At 67.7% G+C, this 18,418-nt stretch carries 10 protein-coding genes and 3 rRNA genes; 7 read left to right on the top strand and 6 right to left on the bottom strand.

From position 1 onward, the window contains the following. Positions 1-58 precede the first annotated feature (58 nt). The 5 genes from ACOJVX_RS05300 to ACOJVX_RS05320 all read left to right on the top strand — a co-directional run bounded on the left by ACOJVX_RS05300 (position 59) and on the right by ACOJVX_RS05320 (position 9,630). Positions 59-1,573: ribosomal RNA gene (locus ACOJVX_RS05300) — 16S ribosomal RNA — on the top strand. Between the two features lie 373 nt (positions 1,574-1,946). Beyond that, positions 1,947-5,067 (top strand): 23S ribosomal RNA (locus ACOJVX_RS05305). 89 nt (positions 5,068-5,156) lie between these two features. After that, positions 5,157-5,273: ribosomal RNA gene (gene rrf / locus ACOJVX_RS05310) — 5S ribosomal RNA — on the top strand. The 16S, 23S and 5S rRNA genes sit together here, the layout of an rRNA operon. Before the next feature lie 279 nt (positions 5,274-5,552). Next, positions 5,553-6,311, top strand: coding sequence for a type 1 glutamine amidotransferase (locus tag ACOJVX_RS05315; RefSeq protein WP_026418186.1), 759 nt, complete (start codon positions 5,553-5,555; stop codon positions 6,309-6,311). 166 nt (positions 6,312-6,477) lie between these two features. Beyond that, positions 6,478-9,630 (top strand): bifunctional [glutamine synthetase] adenylyltransferase/[glutamine synthetase]-adenylyl-L-tyrosine phosphorylase, encoded by a 3,153-nt coding sequence (locus ACOJVX_RS05320; RefSeq protein ID WP_422647301.1) that lies wholly within the window; start codon positions 6,478-6,480, stop codon positions 9,628-9,630. On the opposite strand, the gene ACOJVX_RS05325 is transcribed toward ACOJVX_RS05320, so the two are convergent. The 3 genes from ACOJVX_RS05325 to glnA all read right to left on the bottom strand — a co-directional run bounded on the left by ACOJVX_RS05325 (position 9,615) and on the right by glnA (position 13,310). Next, positions 9,615-10,541 (bottom strand): ion transporter, encoded by a 927-nt coding sequence (locus ACOJVX_RS05325; protein ID WP_081715336.1) that lies wholly within the window; start codon positions 10,539-10,541, stop codon positions 9,615-9,617. The genes ACOJVX_RS05320 and ACOJVX_RS05325 overlap by 16 nt on opposite strands. Positions 10,542-10,806: 265 nt before the next feature. Beyond that, positions 10,807-11,634, bottom strand: coding sequence for an NAD(P)H-binding protein (locus tag ACOJVX_RS05330; RefSeq protein WP_026418188.1), 828 nt, complete (start codon positions 11,632-11,634; stop codon positions 10,807-10,809). 251 nt (positions 11,635-11,885) lie between these two features. Further along, positions 11,886-13,310 carry a type I glutamate--ammonia ligase gene (gene glnA / locus ACOJVX_RS05335; protein ID WP_026418189.1) on the bottom strand — a complete coding sequence of 475 codons (1,425 nt, stop codon included), beginning with the start codon at positions 13,308-13,310 and terminating at the stop codon, positions 11,886-11,888. Positions 13,311-13,542: 232 nt separating this feature from the next. On the opposite strand from glnA, the gene ACOJVX_RS05340 reads away from it, so the two are divergent. Then, positions 13,543-14,022: an RDD family protein gene (locus tag ACOJVX_RS05340; protein WP_026418190.1), complete on the top strand. Its 480-nt coding sequence runs from the start codon at positions 13,543-13,545 to the stop codon at positions 14,020-14,022. A 397-nt stretch (positions 14,023-14,419) separates the two neighbouring features. Here the strand turns inward: ACOJVX_RS05340 and ACOJVX_RS05345 are convergent, their stop codons facing one another. From ACOJVX_RS05345 to ACOJVX_RS05355, 3 genes are all read right to left on the bottom strand, one after another. Then, positions 14,420-15,181 carry a DUF4191 domain-containing protein gene (locus ACOJVX_RS05345; RefSeq protein WP_026418191.1) on the bottom strand — a complete coding sequence of 254 codons (762 nt, stop codon included), beginning with the start codon at positions 15,179-15,181 and terminating at the stop codon, positions 14,420-14,422. A gap of 127 nt (positions 15,182-15,308) precedes the next feature. Continuing rightward, positions 15,309-16,310, bottom strand: coding sequence for a lipoyl synthase (lipA, locus tag ACOJVX_RS05350; protein WP_026418192.1), 1,002 nt, complete (start codon positions 16,308-16,310; stop codon positions 15,309-15,311). A gap of 88 nt (positions 16,311-16,398) precedes the next feature. Beyond that, entirely contained in the window at positions 16,399-17,325 is a 927-nt protein-coding gene (locus tag ACOJVX_RS05355) for an oxidoreductase (protein ID WP_026418193.1), read from the bottom strand. A gap of 152 nt (positions 17,326-17,477) precedes the next feature. Between ACOJVX_RS05355 and ACOJVX_RS05360 the strand changes: the two genes are divergently transcribed. Continuing rightward, positions 17,478-18,413: an LLM class F420-dependent oxidoreductase gene (locus ACOJVX_RS05360; protein WP_026418194.1), complete on the top strand. Its 936-nt coding sequence runs from the start codon at positions 17,478-17,480 to the stop codon at positions 18,411-18,413. Positions 18,414-18,418 lie beyond the last annotated feature (5 nt).

The raw sequence follows: 18,418 nt of genomic DNA on the forward strand, positions 1-18,418 counted from the left end.
TTCCCTGCCCTCCGGGGTGGGTGTGAGTGTCATGCGTCGAATGTAACAGAATCAAACCTTTATGGAGAGTTTGATCCTGGCTCAGGACGAACGCTGGCGGCGTGCTTAACACATGCAAGTCGAGCGGTAAGGCCCTTCGGGGTACACGAGCGGCGAACGGGTGAGTAACACGTGGGCAACCTGCCCTGCACTCTGGGATAACCTCGGGAAACCGGGGCTAATACCGGATACGACCTTCCCCCGCATGGGGGTGGGTGGAAAGTTCCGGCGGTGCAGGATGGGCCCGCGGCCTATCAGCTTGTTGGTGGGGTAATGGCCTACCAAGGCGACGACGGGTAGCCGGCCTGAGAGGGCGACCGGCCACACTGGGACTGAGATACGGCCCAGACTCCTACGGGAGGCAGCAGTGGGGAATATTGCGCAATGGGCGAAAGCCTGACGCAGCGACGCCGCGTGAGGGATGACGGCCTTCGGGTTGTAAACCTCTTTCAGCGCCGAAGAAGCGAAAGTGACGGTAGGCGCAGAAGAAGCACCGGCTAACTACGTGCCAGCAGCCGCGGTAATACGTAGGGTGCGAGCGTTGTCCGGAATTATTGGGCGTAAAGAGCTCGTAGGCGGTTTGTCGCGTCGACTGTGAAAACCTACAGCTTAACTGTGGGCGTGCAGTCGATACGGGCAGACTTGAGTTCGGTAGGGGAGACTGGAATTCCTGGTGTAGCGGTGGAATGCGCAGATATCAGGAGGAACACCGGTGGCGAAGGCGGGTCTCTGGGCCGATACTGACGCTGAGGAGCGAAAGCGTGGGGAGCGAACAGGATTAGATACCCTGGTAGTCCACGCCGTAAACGGTGGGCGCTAGGTGTGGGGGATTTCCACGTCCTCCGTGCCGTAGCTAACGCATTAAGCGCCCCGCCTGGGGAGTACGGCCGCAAGGCTAAAACTCAAAGGAATTGACGGGGGCCCGCACAAGCGGCGGAGCATGTGGATTAATTCGATGCAACGCGAAGAACCTTACCTGGGTTTGACATGCACTGGATCGCCTCAGAGATGGGGTTTCCGTAAGGTCAGTGTGCAGGTGGTGCATGGCTGTCGTCAGCTCGTGTCGTGAGATGTTGGGTTAAGTCCCGCAACGAGCGCAACCCTTGTTCCATGTTGCCAGCACGTAATGGTGGGGACTCATGGGAGACTGCCGGGGTCAACTCGGAGGAAGGTGGGGATGAGGTCAAGTCATCATGCCCCTTATGTCCAGGGCTTCACACATGCTACAATGGCCGGTACAGAGGGCTGCGAAATCGCAAGGTGGAGCGAATCTCTTAAAGCCGGTCTCAGTTCGGATCGGGGTCTGCAACTCGACCCCGTGAAGTCGGAGTCGCTAGTAATCGCAGATCAGCAACGCTGCGGTGAATACGTTCCCGGGCCTTGTACACACCGCCCGTCACGTCATGAAAGTCGGTAACACCCGAAGCCCGTGGCCCAACCCTTGTGGGGGGAGCGGTCGAAGGTGGGACTGGCGATTGGGACGAAGTCGTAACAAGGTAGCCGTACCGGAAGGTGCGGCTGGATCACCTCCTTTCTAAGGAGCATGTATCCCACTGCTTCGGTGGTGGGGTGGTCACTGTCTCAGGCGTGTGTTCTGGGGGTGACTGCTCAGTGGAATTGTGGACTGCTGGTTACCCGCATGGCTGTTCTGCTGTGTGGTGGTGAGTACGGCTCCTGCTTTCGGGTGGGGGTGGGGAAAGCTGCTGTGTGGTGGGGTGGTGGTGTGGTCGGTGCACTGTTGGGTCCTGAGGGAACACGCGTGGTGCGTGGGTCTTCTGGTGGTGCTGTCCCCGAGTGCCATACCGTCTGGCGTGCCCCTGGTGGGTGTGCGGGGTTGGTGGTACTCAGTGTGGGGGTGGTGGCCGGTTGTTCTTTGAGAATTACACAGTGGATGCGAGCATCTTTGTGGTCAAGTAAGTAAGGGCACATGGTGGATGCCTGGGCATCAGGAGCCGATGAAGGACGTGGGAGGCCGCGATAGGCCTCGGGGAGCTGTCAACCAAGCTGTGATCCGAGGATTTCCGAATGGGGAAACCCGGCCAGAGTCATGTCTGGTCACCCACACCTGAATATATAGGGTGTGTGGAGGGAACGCGGGGAAGTGAAACATCTCAGTACCCGTAGGAAGAGAAAACAACCGTGATTCCGTGAGTAGTGGCGAGCGAAAGCGGATGAGGCTAAACCGTGTACGTGTGATACCTGGCAGGGGTTGCGTATGCGGGGTTGTGGGACCCACCGGTCGAGGCTGCCATCTCGGCGAGGAGTCAGAAAACATGGTGTTAGCGGAAGACGTCTGGAAAGCGTCAGCGTAGAGGGTGATACTCCCGTACGTGAAAGCACTGTGTCTCCTGGAGGGGATCCCAAGTAGCAGCGAGCTCGTGGAATTTGCTGTGAATCTGGCGGGACCACCCGCTAAGCCTAAATACTCCCTGATGACCGATAGCGGACTAGTACCGTGAGGGAAAGGTGAAAAGTACCCCGGGAGGGGAGTGAAATAGTACCTGAAACCATGTGCCTACAATCCGTCAGAGCCTCCGTTGTGGGGTGATGGCGTGCCTTTTGAAGAATGAGCCTGCGAGTTAGTGATACGTGGCGAGGTTAACCCGGGTGGGGTAGCCGTAGCGAAAGCGAGTCTGAACAGGGCGTCAGAGTCGCGTGTCCTAGACCCGAAGCGGAGTGATCTACCCATGGCCAGGGTGAAGCGCGGGTAAGACCGCGTGGAGGCCCGAACCCACCAGGGTTGAAAACCTGGGGGATGAGCTGTGGGTAGGGGTGAAAGGCCAATCAAACTCCGTGATAGCTGGTTCTCCCCGAAATGCATTTAGGTGCAGCGTCGTGTGTTTCTCATCCGAGGTAGAGCACTGGATGGCCGATGGGCCCGACAAGGTTACTGACGTCAGCCAAACTCCGAATGCGGGTGTGTGAGAGCGCGGCAGTGAGACTGCGGGGGATAAGCTTCGTAGTCGAGAGGGAAACAGCCCAGAACGCCGGCTAAGGCCCCTAAGTGTGCGCTAAGTGGAAAAGGATGTGGGGTCGCCCAGACAACCAGGAGGTTGGCTTAGAAGCAGCCATCCTTGAAAGAGTGCGTAATAGCTCACTGGTCAAGTGGTCCTGCGCCGATAATGTAGCGGGGCTTAAGCGCACCGCCGAAGCCGTGTCATTCACATGTAGAGCTCCATCTGTCCCTTTTGGGGGGTGGGTGTAGGTGTGTGGATGGGTAGGGGAGCGTCCTGCACTGGGTGAAGCAGTCGCGTGAGCGGGTGTGGACGGTGTGGGAGTGAGAATGCAGGCATGAGTAGCGAAAGCAGAGTGAGAAACTCTGCCGCCGGATGACCAAGGGTTCCTGGGCCAGGTTATTCCGCCCAGGGTAAGTCGGGACCTAAGGCGAGGCCGACAGGCGTAGTCGATGGACAACGGGTTGATATTCCCGTACCCGTGTGGATGCGTCCCTGGCGAGGCTGGTGATACTAACCGCCCGTGGTGCTGTCCTGCTTTCGGGTGGGGTGGTGGCCATGCGCGGGATCTGAGCTGGTAGTAGCCAAGTGATGGGGTGACGCAGGAGGGTAGCCCCGCCAGTGAGTGGTAGTACTGGTGTAAGCGTGTAGCCAGGAGAGGTAGGCAAATCCGCTTCTCTGTTAATGGTGAGACGTGATGCATAGCCGAATGAGGCGAAGTAGGGTGATCCCATGCTGCCGAGAAAAGCCTCTAGCGAGTGTCTACGCGGCCCGTACCCCAAACCGACACAGGTGGTCAGGTAGAGAATACCAAGGCGATCGGGTGAACTGTGGTTAAGGAACTCGGCAAAATGCCCCCGTAACTTCGGGAGAAGGGGGGCCGTGTGGCGTGAAGCCCTTCGCGGGCTAGCGTTGTGTGGCCGCAGAGACCAGGGAGAAGCGACTGTTTATTAAAAACACAGGTCCGTGCGAAGTCGTAAGACGATGTATACGGACTGACGCCTGCCCGGTGCTGGAACGTTAAGGGGACCGGTTAGTCCTTCGGGGCGAAGCTGAGAACTTAAGCGCCAGTAAACGGCGGTGGTAACTATAACCATCCTAAGGTAGCGAAATTCCTTGTCGGGTAAGTTCCGACCTGCACGAATGGCGTAACGACTTCTCCGCTGTCTCAACCACAGGCCCGGCGAAATTGCACTACGAGTAAAGATGCTCGTTACGCGCGGCAGGACGGAAAGACCCCGGGACCTTTACTATAGCTTGGTATTGGTGCTCGGTTCGGCTTGTGTAGGATAGGTGGGAGACTGGGAAGCGGTCACGCTAGTGGTCGTGGAGTCAATCTTGAAATACCACTCTGGTCGTACTGGGTGTCTAACCTCGGACCATGATCTGGTTCAGGGACAGTGCCTGGTGGGTAGTTTAACTGGGGCGGTTGCCTCCCAAAGGGTAACGGAGGCGCCCAAAGGTTCCCTCAGCCTGGTTGGCAATCAGGTGTTGAGTGTAAGTGCACAAGGGAGCTTGACTGTGAGACTGACGGGTCGAGCAGGGACGAAAGTCGGGACTAGTGATCCGGCACTGGCTGGTGGAAGCGGTGTCGCTCAACGGATAAAAGGTACCCCGGGGATAACAGGCTGATCTTGCCCAAGAGTCCATATCGACGGCATGGTTTGGCACCTCGATGTCGGCTCGTCGCATCCTGGGGCTGGAGTAGGTCCCAAGGGTTGGGCTGTTCGCCCATTAAAGCGGCACGCGAGCTGGGTTTAGAACGTCGTGAGACAGTTCGGTCCCTATCCGCCGCGCGCGTTGGAGACTTGTGGAAGGCTGTCCCTAGTACGAGAGGACCGGGACGGACGAACCTCTGGTGTGCCAGTTGTACCGCCAGGTGCATGGCTGGTTGGCTACGTTCGGAAGGGATAACCGCTGAAAGCATCTAAGCGGGAAGCCTGTTCCAAGATGAGGTCTCCCACCCACTTTGTTGGGGTAAGGCCCCCAGTAGACGACTGGGTTGATAGGCTGGAGATGGAAGCACGGTAACGTGTGGAGTTGACCGGTACTAATAGGCCGAGGGCTTGTCTACGAAGGTGTTACGCATCCACTGTGTGATTCTGGGAGTGCAACTGGCTCCCTGCCCTGGGGTTGGTTGGGGTGGGGTGTTGGTTAGAGTGTTTCGGTGGTGATAGCGAGAGGGAAACGCCCGGTCCCATTCCGAACCCGGAAGCTAAGCCTTTCAGCGCCGATGGTACTGCACCTGTGGGGGTGTGGGAGAGTAGGACGCCGCCGAACTTTCTTTCACCGGTGGGTGGAGGGGAATGTGGTTGAGCACCTGGTGGGTGCTCCCGGTTCTTCTCCACCCACTTTTTTTGTGCGCCCAGGGCACCCGCCACCGACCGGGGCCGGGAACGCGGTGGTCCCTCGTTCGCGGCGGGTGCGGCTTCTCGACGGGCTTTCGGCGGGCGGTTGGACCGCTCTCTCGTCCCACGACGGCAACGTTCTGAATTCGATGTGGTGGAGGGCGTCGGGGGCAGCGGCGTTCTCGGGGCCGTCGGGCATAGCATCGTCGTCGTGACGAGTGTGCGAGTTCTTGTTCTGCAACCCGACCCGTCCGATCCGCCCGCCCGCCTGGGTGAGTGGCTGCGCTCCGCGGGTGCCGAACTCGACATCATCCACCCGGATCAGCAGGAAGTGCCCGAACTCGGCGAGTACCACGCCCTCGTGTGCCTGGGAGGGCGGGTTCAGGCCGAGGACGTCATCGCGCACCCGTGGTTGCTGGACGTGCGGGCCCGGCTGACCACCGCGGTCGGGAAGGGACTACCGACGTTCGCGGTCTGCCTGGGCGCTCAGCTCCTGGCGGCTGCCGCCGGTGGCCGGGTGGAGGCGAGCCCCACCGGCCCGGCGGCTGGGCCGACGCTCGTCGCGAAGCGGGACGCCGCCGTCGAGGACGAGTTGTTCGAGGACCTCGTCCTGATGCCCCTGGTCGTGCAGGCGCACCGCGACATCGTCACCCGCCTCCCTCCCGGGGCGACGCTGCTCGCCGCCTCACCGAACTGCCCACACCAGGCGTTCCGGGTGGGAACGGCGGCCTGGGGCACGCAGTTCCACATCGAGACGACCCCGGAGATGATCCGCGACTGGTTCGACGCCGACCCGGAGTTGGCCGCCGCGGCGCCGGCCCGGGCGCACTCCACCGCCGCGCTCGCCGAGGCGCACGAGGAGATCGAGGCCACCTGGAAGCCGATCGTCACCCGGTTCGTCCGCATCGCCGCGCGACGCGCCGGACTGGAACCCCGGGAGCCGGGCCCGCGTCGCCTCCCGCTGGTCTGACGGCGGACCCGGAGGTGGCGGAGGACAGCGGGCCTCGGTGCTCCCGGCCGCGCGCCGGTGTCGGCGGGGCCGCCGGCACACCGAGGCCGCCCGATCCCGAGTGCAGGACAACCGGCGGAGCCCCGGGACGTGGCATCCGGCGGGACGGCAGTCTGGAGGACCTGTGATGGCGGAGGAATCGCGACCAGCACCCTGGTTGGGCCGTTTCGGGCTGACCGACGCCCGAACCCACCCGATGCTCGCGGCGGCGGGGTGGTGGGAGGCCGACCGCGTTCCCCCCGGGCTGGAGCCCGTGCTGGGCGCGTTGTCCGCCTCCGCCGACCCCGACCTCGCGCTGCGCGGTCTGGACCGGCTGCGGGAGTCCCTCGGCGCGGACTGGCCCGAGCTGGACGAGGCGTTGCGCACGGACCACGACCTGGCCGTGCGGCTGTTCGCGGTGCTGGGCGCCAGCACCGCCCTGACCGACCACCTGGTGGCTCACCCGGCGGAGTGGCGGCGCCTCGACGGTGAACTGCTCGACGACCCACCCAGCGAGCGCGAGTTGACCACCGAGTTGTGGTCCTCCGTCGGGGCGGTGGGGCCGGGAACCCGCTCGGAGGACCCGGGGGACCCGGCACCCGCGTGGGGAGCGGGTGCCGGGGCCGTACGTTCCACCCTGGTCGGGATCGAGGCGGTCCGCGCCCTCCGCACCGCCTACCGGGGCATGATGCTCGACATCGCGGCCACCGACCTGAGCCAGCGCGGCATCGGCTGGGAACCCGAGCGGTACCGCCTGGTCGCCGGCGCGCTGTCCAACCTGGCGGTCGCGGCGCTGCGTGCCGCGCTCGCGGTCGCGGTGACGGAGGTGCTGGGCCCACCCTCCGAGGACGAGGACCCGTCGGACGCCGAGCTGCCGTTCCGCCTGGCCGTCATCGCGATGGGCAAGTGCGGAGCGGGCGAGTTGAACTACGTCAGCGACGTCGACGTCGTCTTCGTCGCGGAACCGCGCCCCCCGGCGGAGGAGGTGGACGCCGGGAGTGCGGGGGACGAGGGGGATGCAGCGCCGCACCGGGCGCTCGCCACCGCCACCAGGGTCGCCGCCGAGGCGATGCGGATCGCCGGTGAGGCATGTTTCCAGGTCGACGCCGCACTGCGCCCGGAGGGGAAGGCCGGTGCCCTGGTGCGGACCCTGGAAGGGCATCTCAGCTACTACCGGAGGTGGGCGCGCACCTGGGAGTTCCAGGCGTTGCTCAAGGCTCGGCCGGTGGCCGGTGACGCCGCGCTGGGCAAGGCGTACCTCGACGCCGTCACGCCGATGGTGTGGACGGCGGCGGACCGGGACGACTTCGTCTCCGACGTCCAGGAGATGCGCCGGCGGGTGGAGGACAACCTGCCGGCCGAGCTCACCGAGCGGGAGCTGAAGCTGGGGCGCGGCGGGTTGCGCGACGTGGAGTTCGCCGTCCAGCTCCTCCAGCTGGTGCACGGTCGTTCGGACGAGGAACTGCGGGTTCCCGGGACGGTGCCGGCGCTGGGCGCGTTGGGGTCCGGCGGGTACGTGGGGCGGGTCGACGCCGCCGAACTCACCGAGTCGTACTGCTTCCTCCGGCTGCTCGAACACCGGCTCCAGCTCCAGCGCCTGCTGCGCACCCACCTGTTCCCCGCGTTCGACGACGTCGCCGGCCTGCGCTGGCTGGCCAGGGCGGCCGGCCTGCGCTCGGACGGTCGGCGAGGTCCGGGGGAGGTGTTGTTGTCGGAGTTCCGCCGGCACGCCGCCCGGGTCCGCCGACTCCACGAGAAGCTGTTCTACCGCCCGCTGCTGGAGGCGGTGGCCCGGGTGCCGTCGGAGGCGCTGCGGCTCACCCCGAACGAGGCGACCGCCCGGCTGGCCGCCCTCGGGTTCACCTCCCCGGAGGGCGCGTTGCGCCACATCGGGGCGCTCACCGAGGGGGTGTCGCGCCGCGCGTCGATCCAGCGGGCGCTCCTGCCGGTGCTGCTCGACCTGTTCGCCGACACCACCGACCCCGACGGCGGCCTGCTCGCCTACCGCCGGGTGTCCGAGGCGTTGACGGACACTCCTTGGTACCTGCGGCTGCTGCGGGACAGGGGCGCGGTCGCGGAACGCCTGGCCTTCCTGCTGGGGACGTCCAGGATGGTCCCCGAGTTGTTGGTCCGCGCGCCCGAGGTGCTGCGGCTGCTGGTCGACACCCCGGAGCTGGTGGGGCGGGACCCCGAGGAGGTGGCGCACTCGCTGGGCAGCGCCGTCGCCAGGCACGGCGACCCCGAACAGGCGGTGCTGGCCGCCCGGTCGCTGCGCAGGCACGAGCTGCTGCGGGTGGGGTGCGCGGACCTGCTGGGGCTGATGGAACTCCCGTCGGTGTCCCACGCCCTGTCCCGGATCTGGTCCGCCGTCCTGGAGGCGGCGTTGCGGGCCGCGGCGGGCGCCGTCGCGCCCCGCTTCGGTCCCGAGCCGCTGGCCAGGGTCGCAGTCATCGGCATGGGCAGGTTGGGGGGTGACGAGCTCGGGTACGGCTCGGACGCGGACGTCCTGTTCGTGTGCGAGGCCGTGGAGGGCGTCGAGGACCACGACGCCGTGCGTTACGCGACCGCCGTGGCCGAGACGCTGCGCCGGCTCCTCAGCGCACCCAGCCAGGACCCCCCGTTGCACGTCGACACCGACCTGCGTCCCGAGGGCCGGAGTGGCCCGTTGGTGCGGACGCTGGAGTCGTACCGCATGTACTACGAGAAGTGGTCGGACACCTGGGAGGCGCAGGCGCTGCTGCGGGCACGACGGGTGGCCGGGGACGAGGAGCTCGGCCGCCGGTTCACCGAGTTGATCGACCCCGTGCGGTATCCGGCCGGTGGGCTCGACGAGGCCTCGACCATCGAGATCCGCAGGATCAAGGCTCGGGTGGAGCACGAACGCCTGCCCAGGGGGATCGACCCGACCACGAACACCAAACTCGGCCGGGGCGGGCTGTCCGACGTGGAGTGGACCGCGCAGTTGATCCAGCTCGGCCACGCGCACGAGGTGCCGGGGCTCCGCACGACCTCGACCCTGGGAGCCGTGCGGAGCGCCGCGGCGGCTGGACTGCTGGACGAGGCCGACGCCGAGGCGCTGCGGGCCGCGTGGACGATGGCCAGCCAGGCGCGGAACGCGACGACGCTGGTCCGGGGCAAGGCGTCGGACCAGCTGCCGGGGCACGGTCGGGACCTCGCGGCGGTAGCCAGGACGCTGGGATATTCGGTCTCCGAGGACCCCGGGGTGTTCGTCGACGACTACCGGCGGGTGACGCGGCGGGCCAGGGCCGTGATGGAACGGGTCTTCTACGGAACGGGCTGACCCGGGCCCCCGGGCTCGTCGGCGCGGGTCCCGTCCCCTTCCGGCCGTCGTGGTGCGGGTGGCGCGGGCGGGGGCTCGCCGTCCGGTGTGCCCTGGGCAGGAGCGCTGGTGCCAGCAGCGGTCCCGGGGCCGGTGCTGGCCCGCAGGGTGGCCAGCTCGCCGCGCAGCGCGCGGAGCTCGGCCATGACCGCCGCGTGCTGGACCGCCTCCAGGCTCTGGTCCTCCGCCCACCTGGCGGCCGACAGCTGCATCTCCACCGCGCTGACGAGGACCGCGATCAGCAGGTTGAGCACGACGAAGGTGGTGGACACGATGTAGCAGACGAAGAAGATCCACGCCATCGGTTGGTCCACCATGACGGTGTCCGCGATGTCGGGCCAGTTCTCGGTGGTCAGCACCTTGAACAACGAGAACAGGGCGATACCGAGGTGCCCGAAGAGTTCGGGGGCGATATCGCCGAAGAGGTGGACGCTGATCACGGCACTGATGTAGAGGACCAGCAACAGCAGGGAGAGGACGGAAAGCAGGCCGGGGACGGCGCTGAACAACGCGGAGACGATCCGACGAATGGCGGGGACCGCGGAGATCAGTCGCAGACCGCGCAGCACCCGCAAGACGCTGAAGGACGTCGTGGTGGGGACGAGGGCCACACTCACCACGATCAGGTCGAACCAGTTCCACGCGCTGCGGAAGAAGCCGGTCCGGTACACGTAGAGCCTGGCCAGGAGCTCGACGGTGAAGACGGCGACCGCCGTGTGGTCGATGAGCAGCATCGTCTCGCCGTACCGGCTGGTCAGCCACGGGGATGTCTCCATCCCGAGCACGGCCGCGTTCACGAGGATGACGGTGATGATGAACTGGTTGAATCTCCTGGCTTCCACCACCGCGCGGACCCGGTCGCGAAGCGCCATGCATCCCCCGTTGTCCCGTGCACGTGAACGGGACGCCAGCTTACTGGAGAACGCGGGGGAAAACGCGTCGATAAAATGGTGAACCACTAGTGCACTGATTGGCGTGAACCACCGTTGAACCGTTTCCGGACCGGTTGGGAGAAGCACACGACCGTCGTCCAGGAATGGTGGGTCGGCGTTTTACGGGAGTTCGCCTCGGTGGGGAGCGGCGGGGCGCCGGATGGGCACGGGTGTCCCCCCGCCGTGGCGGGGGGACGGGCCGTGATCATCCCCAGCCGCCGGCGTCGGCGGTCGTGGCGACGTAGTCGGCGAAGTCGCGGGGCTCCCGGCCGAGCGCCTCCCGCACTCCGTCGGAGAGGTGGTCGTCCGCATGTCGGCGGACCAGCTCGCTGAGACCGGTGACCGCCCGCGCCGCACCGGCCGGGTAGTAGCGGTCGGTGAGGTGGCGTTCGTACTCGTCGAGGGGGAGGGGGACGCTCCGGATCGTGCGCCCGGTCGCCGCCGCGATCGTGTCCAGCGCCTCGGGGATGCTGAGGGCCCGAGGACCGGACATCGTGTACACCCGGCCGGCGTGCCCGTCCTCCGTGAGGGCGGCGACGGCGACGGCAGCGATGTCCTCGGCGTCGATGAACGGGTGCCGACCGTCCTCGGTGCCGTAGCGGACCTCACCTTCGCGCACGCCCTCGGCCAGGAACGGTTCCTCGCTGAAGTTCTGGGCGAACCAGACCGGGCGCAACAGCGTCCACTCGACGCCGGACCCGCGCACGGTGTCCTCCCGGCTGATCACCGCTGGGTTGGATGTCTCGATCCCCTCCCGCGCCGACAGCAGCACGAGGCGGCGCACCCCCTCCCGGGTGGCGAGGCTGATGAAGGACTCGAAGTGGCTGAGCGGCCCGGCGTCGTCGGGGACGACGTACACGCCGTCGGCGCCGCGCAGCGCTGCCGGCCAGGTGGTGTCGTCGTTCCAGTCGAATCGGGTGGGGGCGCCGCGGGACGCCACGCGCGCGGTGTGGCCCCGTTCGGTCAGCTGCGCGGCGACCCGGCGGCCGGTCTTCCCCGTACCGCCGAGCACCAGGATCGTTTTCGCTGTCATGGGACGAGTCAATCCGAACGTACCGAGACTCGGAACCGTTCAAGGTCTTGGTGCGATGTCCGATCGTCTCGCCTAGGAGGAAGGCACGTCTCTCGGTTCCGCCACGGGGACCGAGGTGGAGCTCGGTCACCAGGGAGCCGGCCCGGGGCCGACGACAGCGAGGGCCGGGTGACCACGGCGGTCACCCGGCCCTCAGCCGGCGATCCATGGGACGGGGTGTCGACCACGCGGGTGGTGGACACCCCCTCCCGTCACACGTCGTAGTACAGCGAGAACTCGTAGGGGTGCGGCCGCAGGCGGATCGGGTCGATCTCCTGCTCCCGCTTCAGCGAGATCCAGGTCTCGATCAGGTCGGGCGTGAAGACCCCGCCGGCGAGCAGGTACTCGTGGTCCCGCTCCAGGTTGTCGATGACCTCGGACAACGTCGCCGGCACCTGCGGGACGTTCTTGGCCTCCTCGGGCGGCAGCTCGTAGAGGTCCTTGTCGATCGGGGCCGGCGGCTCGATCTTGTTCTTGATGCCGTCGAGGCCGGCCATCAGCATGGCGGCGAAGGCGAGGTAGGGGTTGCCCGAGGAGTCCGGGCAGCGGAACTCGACCCGCTTGGCCTTCGGGTTGCTGCCGGTGATCGGGATGCGGATGCACGCCGACCGGTTGCGCTGCGAGTAGACCAGGTTGACCGGGGCCTCGTAGCCGGGGACCAGGCGGTGGTAGGAGTTCACCGTCGGGTTCGTGAAGGCCAGCAGGCTCGGCGCGTGGTGGAGCAGCCCGCCGATGTAGTGCCGCGCGGTGTCCGACAGGCCGCCGTACCCGGACTCGTCGTGGAACAGCGGCTTGCCGCCGGCCCACAGCGACTGGTGGCAGTGCATGCCGGAGCCGTTGTCGCCGAACAGCGGCTTGGGCATGAAGGTCGCGCTGCGGCCGGCCTGCCAGGCGACGTTCTTGACGATGTACTTGAAGAGCTGCAGGTCGTCGGCCGCGTGGAGCAGGGTGTTGAACTTGTAGTTGATCTCGGCCTGGCCGGCGGTACCGACCTCGTGGTGCGCGCGCTCCACCGTGAAACCGGACTCCATGAGCTGGAGGGAGATCCGGTCGCGCAGGTCGGCGAAGTGGTCGGTGGGTGACACCGGGAAGTAGCCGCCCTTGTACCGGACCTTGTAGCCCTTGTTGCCTCCCTCCTCGTCGGCGCCGGTGTTCCACCAGCCGGCCTCCGAGTCGATCTCGTGGAAGGAGGCGTTCGCGGTGGTGTCGAACCGCACCGAGTCGAAGACGTAGAACTCCGCCTCGGGGCCGAAGAAGGCGGTGTCGGCGATGCCGGACGCCGCGAGGAACTCCTCGGCCTTGCGGGCGACGTTGCGCGGGTCCCGGCTGTAGGGCTCGCGGGTCAGCGGGTCGTGCACGAAGAAGTTGACGATGAGGGTCTTCTCGGCGCGGAAGGGGTCCAGGCGCGCGGTGTACGGGTCGGGGAGCAGCAGCATGTCCGACTCGTGGATGGACTGGAAGCCGCGGACGGACGAACCGTCGAAGGCGAGGCCGTCAGCGAAGGTGTCCGCGTCGAACGCCGCGGCGGGCACGGTGAAGTGCTGCATGATGCCGGGCAGGTCGCAGAACCTGATGTCGACGAACTTCACGTCCTCGTCGGAGAGGTACTTCAGGACCTCGTCGGAGTTTTTGAACACCCTCGCTGGCTCCTTACACGGGTCAGACACATCGAGTGGCCCCCAGTTGGCGGAAGCCATCACCGGTCGCTAGCAGCAGTGCGCCAGCGACGCTAAGTGGGACGTATTGCCCTGCCATCAACCGCATGTTTCGCGGCTGTTAACACAGCAGGATGTGACTGACATGATATGTGCGGCCGTCTGACCTGGCCCCGGACCGAAACGCCGCGAATCGGTCGTTACGCTGGGGTCCGTGAACAGGTGGACCGGCTCGTGGCTGTCCGGCCCCAGCGCGGCGCTCGACCCGGAGGGTCGGCGGGCCGCGGCGGAGGCAGAGAACCAGCGGTGGCGCGGCGAGCGCCTCGGCCTACCCGAGACGGGTCCGGGCTCAGTCGCCCGACCCCGGCGCAAGCTCGCGGCGCTGCTCGTCGACCTGATCATGGCAGCCCTCGTGGCCGGTCTGTTCACCGCCCCCGAACTGCCCCGGAACTGGAGCCTGTTGGCCTGGGTGCTGCTGACCGTGGTCCCGGTCGCCGTCGCCGGTTTCACGCCGGGCATGGCGCTGCTGGGCATCCGGGTCGCTCGGCTCGGTGGGGCCGCCCGGGTGGGCTTGCCCCGAGCCGCCGGTCGCACCGTGATGATCTTCTTCCTGATCCCCGCCGTGGTGTGGGACCTCGACTACCGGGGTCTGCACGACCGGGCACTGGGCACGGTCGTGGTGAACACCCGCTGACCTGGTCGTCCGGCCGATGTCCTTGTGATCGTGACCCGGGCGCCGACGGAGCGTCCCGCCTCCCCGGGGGCGTCCTGGACCGGGTCCGGGGGACCGGTGGTGCCGACCGCCGCGCACCTGTCACATCGTCCGTCCCCGCGACCGCGGGCTCGCTGACGCGCCGGCTCGGTCGAGTCGTTCGGAGGCGGGCCGTCGAGGAGGCCGCGCCGATCGCGCTCCACGGGTCGGTTCCGCACGTGCCCGCGTAGGCCGTCCGAGGAGACCGCCCCGGTTCGTCGCCGGGTCCCTCTCCCGCGCGCGAGGGACGTCGGCCCCTCCAGACGGTCGAACGCCCCCCGGAACCTGGTCCGGAGGGCGTTCCCCGCCTCGATGCGTGGCCCTGGCCCGTGGGAGGAGCTCAGCGGCGGCGGATGGCCCGCTGCATGTTCCGCATCCGCGCCCCCTGGGGCATCGGCCCCTTGGGCATGGCGTTGCCCTTGCTGGCCAGCGCGGCGAGCCTCGTCTCCAACACGTCCATCTGCGCGACGCTGATGTTACGGGGGAGTTTCATGAGGTGGCGCTGGAGCTTCTTGAGCGGGACCTCCCCCTCCCCGTTACCGACCGTGAAGTCGTAGATCGGAGTGCTGCCCACCACCCGGGCGACGCGCTTCTTCTCCTGTGCGATGAGTCCCCGCACGCGGTGCGGGGCGCCCTCCGCGACCAGGATGATGCCGGGGCGCCCGATGACCCGGTGCACGGCGTCGAGGTGGGTGGTGCCGGCGACGGCATTCGTCACGCGCCAGCGGCCGCGGATGTTCTCCAGCGCCCAGCCGGCGGCACCCGGCTGCCCGTCCGCGCGCTGGTAGACGGTGCGCTGGACGCGGCGGCCGAACACGATGACCGCGGCGAGGGCGCCGAAGGCGATGCCGACCGGCAGGAAGAACCATTGCAGCCCCAGCAGCAAGCCCAGGCCGAAGACGACGAGCGCGGTGCCGAGGAAGGCGACCAGCATCCACGGGATGAGCCGCTTGTCCTCGCGGCGCTGCATCTTGAACGCCTCGAAGATCTGCTTGCGGCGTTCCCTCGATGCCTGCCGCCGGGCGCTCTTCGCCGCCTTGGACGCTTCCTTGGCGGCCGCCTTGTCCGGCTTTCCAGCCGCTTTCTCCTGCTTGGGGGCCATACGACCAGGATACGGGGGAGGTCGCGGCCGGCCGCCCGTGGGGAGACGGCCGAGCCGGGACCGGAGCCTCGCCCTCAGCCGGCCCGGAACGGGCCGCCCCCGTGCGGCACGGGGGCGGCCAGGGTTCTCACCGCGCCAGCAGGGCGCTGGCCTCCTGCGCGGCGGGGCTCTCACTGAGCAGGTGGCTCAGGTTCTCGGGCAGTTCCTCGCCTCGGCGGCGCACCGCGCCCGCGTACAGCCGACCGGCGCGGTAGGAGGAGCGGACCAGCGGGCCGGCCATGACCCCGGTGAAGCCGATCTCCTCGGCGGTCCTGCTGTGCGCCACGAACTCCTCGGGCTTGACCCACCGCTCCACGGGGTGGTGGCGGACGCTGGGACGCAGGTACTGCGTGATGGTGATGATCTCGCAACCCGCGTCGTACAGCGACTGGAGCGCCTCGGTCACCTCGTCGGGCTCCTCGCCCATGCCGAGGATCAGGTTCGACTTGGTCACCAGACCCGCGTTCCTCGCCTCCGTGATGACCCGCAGCGACCGCTCGTAGCGGAAGCCCGGCCGGATGCGCTTGAAGATCCGAGGAACGGTCTCCACGTTGTGCGCGAGGACCTCCGGACGACTGGAGAAGACCTCGGCGAGCTGGTCCGGGTCGGCGTTGAAGTCCGGGATCAACAGCTCGACACCCGTCCCCGGGTTGAGCTCGTGGATCTGGCGCACGGTCTCGGCGTACAGCCAGGCGCCGCCGTCGGGCAGGTCGTCCCTGGCCACTCCGGTGACCGTGGAGTACCGCAGGCCCATCGCCTGGACCGACTCGGCGACCTTGCGCGGTTCGGTGCGGTCCAGCGCCGCCGGCCGCCCGGTGTCGATCTGGCAGAAGTCACATCGGCGGGTGCACTGGTCACCGCCGATGAGGAACGTGGCCTCCCTGTCCTCCCAGCACTCGTAGATGTTGGGACAGCCGGCCTCCTCGCAGACCGTGTGCAGGCCCTCGCGCCGCACCAGGCCCTTCAGTTCGCGGTACTCCGGACCCATGCGCGCGCGCGTCTTGATCCAGGATGGCTTCTTCTCGATGGGCGTCTGGCTGTTGCGGACCTCAAGTCGCAACAGCTTGCGCCCCTCCGGTGCGACCGTCACACGCCCACCCTACGCGTCGTCGTGCTGTGGTCCACGCCATCCGGTCGGGCATCCGGCGGAGGACGTGGACCCGGCACCAGGCGTGCGCTCAGCGTGGATCGGGCGTCACTCCGGTGAGCGTCGCCGTGAGGTCCCACAACTCGGCCGCGACCCGCGTGTCCTGGGCCGCCGCCGTGGAGGACACCTTCTTCGGACCGCCCCTGGCCTCGCCGGGGCCGTCGGGTCCGTAGTAGTCACCGGACCGCACGTCCGGCATCGTCGCCGCGTACAGCTGCGGGCTGGCCCCGTCGGCGACGGGCTGGGTCATCACGCGGTTGACCAGCCCCCACCCCTTCTCCATCCAGGAGCTGCCCCGGGCCCTGGCCATGTTCCCGCCGAGCTCGGTGGCCGTCATGCCGGGGTGCGCGGCCACGCTGAGCAGGTCCAGGCCAGCCGCCCTGGCACGGCGGTCCAGCTCGAAGGCGAAGAGGAGGTTGGCGAGCTTCGACTGCCCGTAGGCCCGGCCCGCGTTGTACTTGCGGTACTCGTAGTTCAGGTCGCTCAGATCGAGGGAACCGGCGCGGTGGGCGATGGAGCTGAGGGTCACGACCCGCGCCCCCGGCCGCATGAGGCTGGGCATCAGCAACCAGGTCAACGCGGCGTGGCCCAGGTGGTTCACCCCCATCTGGAGTTCGAACCCGTCGAGGGTCCGCGTCAACGGCGGCGCCATCACGCCCGCGTTGTTCATCAGGATGTCGATGCCCTCCGGGCAGAGCGCCCTGGCCGTGCTGGCGGCCTGCCGCACCGAGGACAGGTCCGCGAGGTCTAGCTCGACCAGTTCGGCCTCACCGCCGGCGGCGCGGATCTCGTCCACCACCGGCCGCCCGCGTTCGGCCGAGCGGCAGGCCAACAACACTCGTGCGCCACGGCTGGCGAGGGTGACCGCCGAGTAGCGCCCCAACCCGGAGTTCGCTCCGGTGATCAGGACGTTGCGGCCGGTCTGGTCGGGGATCTGGGTTGCGCTCCATCTGGACATAGCTCACAACTACCGTGTGGCGATCCGTGGTGCCACGGCGGCCCGGCACCGGAGACCACCGCCGTGCCGGGACCGCGCCCTCCGCCGTGTCGAGGCCCCCGGTTGGCCCTCGCTCCGGCCGCCCTGCACCCTTGGAGCCCGTGAACGATCGCATCGAACTCCGGGTGTTCACCGAACCCCAGCAGGGCGCCACCTACACCGACCTGCTCCGCGTCGCGCGGTGCGCCGAGTCGGCCGGTTACGGCGCCTTCTTCCGTTCCGACCACTACCTGAAGATGGGCTCGGTCTCCGGCCTGCCCGGCCCCACCGACGCCTGGGTGACCCTGGGCGGCATCGCGCGGGAGACCAGCACGATCCGGCTGGGCACCCTCGTGACCGCCGGGACCTTCCGCCTGCCCGGTCCGCTCGCCATCACCGTCGCCCAGGTCGACGAGATGTCCGGCGGCCGGGTGGACCTGGGCCTGGGCACCGGCTGGTACGCCGAGGAACACGCCGCCTACGGTGTTCCGTTCCCGCCGCTGGCCGAACGGTTCGACCGCTTCGAGGAGCAGCTGGAGATCATCACCGGTCTCTGGGGCACGCCGGAGGGTGAGACCTTCGACTACGAGGGACGGCACTACCAGATCAGCGACTCGCCGGCGCTGCCCAAGCCGGTGCAGCGGCCACGGCCGCCACTCGTGCTCGGCGGGAAGGGCAAGAAGCGCACGCCGGAGCTGGCCGCCCGGTTCGCCGACGAGTTCAACCTGCCCTTCGTCGACATGGAGACGGCGGCGGAGCAGTTCGAACGGGTGGACCGGGCCGCCGTCGCGGCCGGGCGGCGCGCGGGCGACATCCTCCGGTCGGCCGCGCTGGTGCTGTGCGTCGGCCGGGACGAGCCGGAGGTGGCCCGCCGCGCCGCCGCGATCGGCCGGGAGGTGCCGGAACTGCGGGAGAACGGGCTCGCCGGCACGCCGGGCGAGATCGTCGACCGGATCGGGCAGTGGCGCGAGCGGACCGGTGTCCGTCGGCTCTACCTCCAGGTGCTCGACCTGGCTGACCTCGACCACCTGGAGCTGGTCGCCTCGGAGGTGGCGCCCCAGCTCGGGTGATGGCC

It is taken from the genome of Actinoalloteichus caeruleus (assembly GCF_049311605.1).
GTDB lineage: Bacteria > Actinomycetota > Actinomycetes > Mycobacteriales > Pseudonocardiaceae > Actinoalloteichus_B > Actinoalloteichus_B caeruleus.